Annotated in this window: 1 protein-coding gene (cut by a window edge); it reads left to right on the forward strand. The window is 44.2% G+C overall.

The features are described from left to right. Window positions 1-2132 carry the 3' portion of an isoleucine--tRNA ligase gene (gene ileS / locus FHG67_RS07740; RefSeq protein ID WP_004500280.1) on the forward strand. It extends 613 nt beyond the left edge of the window, so only the last 2132 of its 2745 coding nucleotides appear in the window; its start codon lies off the left edge, out of view; it ends in the stop codon at window positions 2130-2132. Window positions 2133-2500: the final 368 nt, after the last annotated feature.

A 2500-nucleotide genomic window follows, 5' to 3' on the forward strand; every position in this document is an offset into this window, starting at 1 on the left:
AGATAGAATACTATCCTCATGTTTCCCCTTCGATCTATGTGAAATTTCCCGTTATCGGCGAGAAAAAACAATTCTGTCTAATCTGGACGACAACTCCCTGGACTCTTCCGGCAAACCTTGCGATTTGCTTTAATAGGAAAATTGAATATTCTATTTTTAGAACGGAGTCGGGCGAGGAACTTATACTTGCCGATGCTCTTGCGGAGAACGTTGCAGCGACAACTGGGGTCGTTCTTACGAAATTGAAATCGATTTCTTCGGAAGAGTTAGCCGCGCTTAAATTTCAACATCCATTTATCGATCGTATTTCCGTTTCCCTGTTCGGAGATCATGTGACTCTTGAGGCGGGGACGGGTTGCGTACATACGGCTCCCGGCCACGGCCAAGACGATTACAAAGTCGGTTTAACGGCAGGATTGGAACCGTTTTCACCCGTCGACGATTACGGAAGATACACGGACGAGTTTCCTTTGATGCAGGGAAAAAAAGTTTTCGACGCAAATCCGGAAATCATTCAACTCCTGAAAGACAAAGGATTACTTCTGTATAACGGCGAACTGGAACATTCTTATCCTCATAGTTGGAGAAGTAAAAAACCTCTAATATTTCGAGCGACACCTCAATGGTTTTTTAAGATGGATTTTCAAGACCTTCGTGAAAAGTCTCTTTCCGCGATCGACGGAGTCCGATGGATTCCTTCTTGGGGAATCACTCGAATTCGGTCCATGGTGGAGACGAGACCGGACTGGTGTTTGTCTCGTCAGAGAAACTGGGGAGTTCCGATTCCTGCGTTCACTTGCGAATCCTGCGGTCAAACTCATATCGACGACGCTTCGATTCAGTTCTTTACCAAGATTGTACGTGAAAAGGGGATCGAGATTTGGTATTCGGAAGAAGCTAAGGACCTTCTTCCTCCGGGAACGAAATGCGAGAAGTGCGGAAACGGTTCCTTCAAAAAGGGAAACGATATTTTGGATGTTTGGTTCGATTCCGGAGTTTCCAACTTTGCGGTGTTAGGTGAACGTAAGGATGAACCTCCGGCGGATCTTTATCTGGAAGGTTCCGATCAACATAGAGGTTGGTTTCAGTCTTCTCTCTGGCCTTCGATGGCTCTTCGAGGAATTCCTCCTTATAAGGCCGTATTGACCCACGGTTATGTTTTGGATGAAAAAGGACACGCAATGTCTAAATCTTTAGGAAACGGAATCGATCCTACGGCCGACATCATCCAAGTTTACGGAGCCGATATCCTTCGCTTGTGGGTCAGTTCTTTGGACTTTAGGGACGATATCAAGGTGGGAAAAGAATCTTTAAAAATCGTTTCCGAGCAGTATCGTAAGATCCGCAATACGTTCCGGTATCTTTTGGGAAATTTGGACGGTCATACCCCTGAACAAAATCTTCCTTTTGAAGAACTCGAAGAGTTGGACCGATTTTATCTTTCCAAACTCGCTGGTTTTGTGGAAGACGCGGTTGCGAGTTATGAAACCTATCAGTTCCATCAAATTTATCAGAAGTTGATCTTATTTTGCACGGTTACCCTGTCTCAGGATTATTTCGATATGATCCGGGACAGAATGTATTGCGACGCGAGGGATTCGAAATCCAGAAGATCCTCCTCAACGGCACTTCAGTATATTCTGGATTCCTTATGTATTCTCGTGGCGCCGATTCTTAGCTTTACCGCCGAAGAGGTATGGACTTCCAACGGAAAAAAAGACTCTGTGTTCTTACAAACTTTTCCTGATTTGAAATCTTGGAAGAATCAATCTCTCGAAGATAAATTTGAGTCCGCGTTGGAAGCGAGAGAAGTCGTTCAGAAGGCTCTTGAGATCGCAAGACAAGAGGGAAAATTGGGTAAGTCTCTCGAAGCGGCTCTTGAAATTGTTTCTAAAGGCGGGTCCAGCTTTGGTGAATTTCTTCCGAAAGAAACCTTGGAGCTGCTTTTTGTGGTTTCTCAGATTCACGAGAAAAATCCGGGAATGGAAATTCTTTCCAGTCACGAAAACGAAAAATTCTCCGTAAAAGTTTTAAAGCCGGTTCAAGGCGAATGTCCCCGTTGTTGGAGACATACCGAAGATATTTCCAAAGACGGAGATCTTTGCGGTCGTTGTAAATCGGTCGTCGTCTGAGTTGTGACGGACGTTGCAGATTTTGCATTGTATTCTTCTCACGATCATCTTCGTCGATTCTTTGACCCGATAAACTATCCGCGAAAAAATCCGCTTGCAAACGGATTGAACATCCCTGCTAAAGTAGATCCGACATTTTTATCAAACGTTGGAGAGCACCTTCATTCATGATCACACTGACAAACGCAGCGATTTTTCAACTGATTTACACGACTTATTTTTTCGTCACGCATTTCATTCCTATGAAACCGTTCAACGACCTTTCCAAAGAAGCGTTTTCCAACGAGAAGAAAGTAAATCTTTCGATCATCGCGGTTCAACTTGCGATCGTTCCGTTTTTTCTCTATGACATTTTCTGGGGAATTTGT

It is taken from the genome of Leptospira weilii (assembly GCF_006874765.1).
Lineage (GTDB): Bacteria > Spirochaetota > Leptospiria > Leptospirales > Leptospiraceae > Leptospira > Leptospira weilii.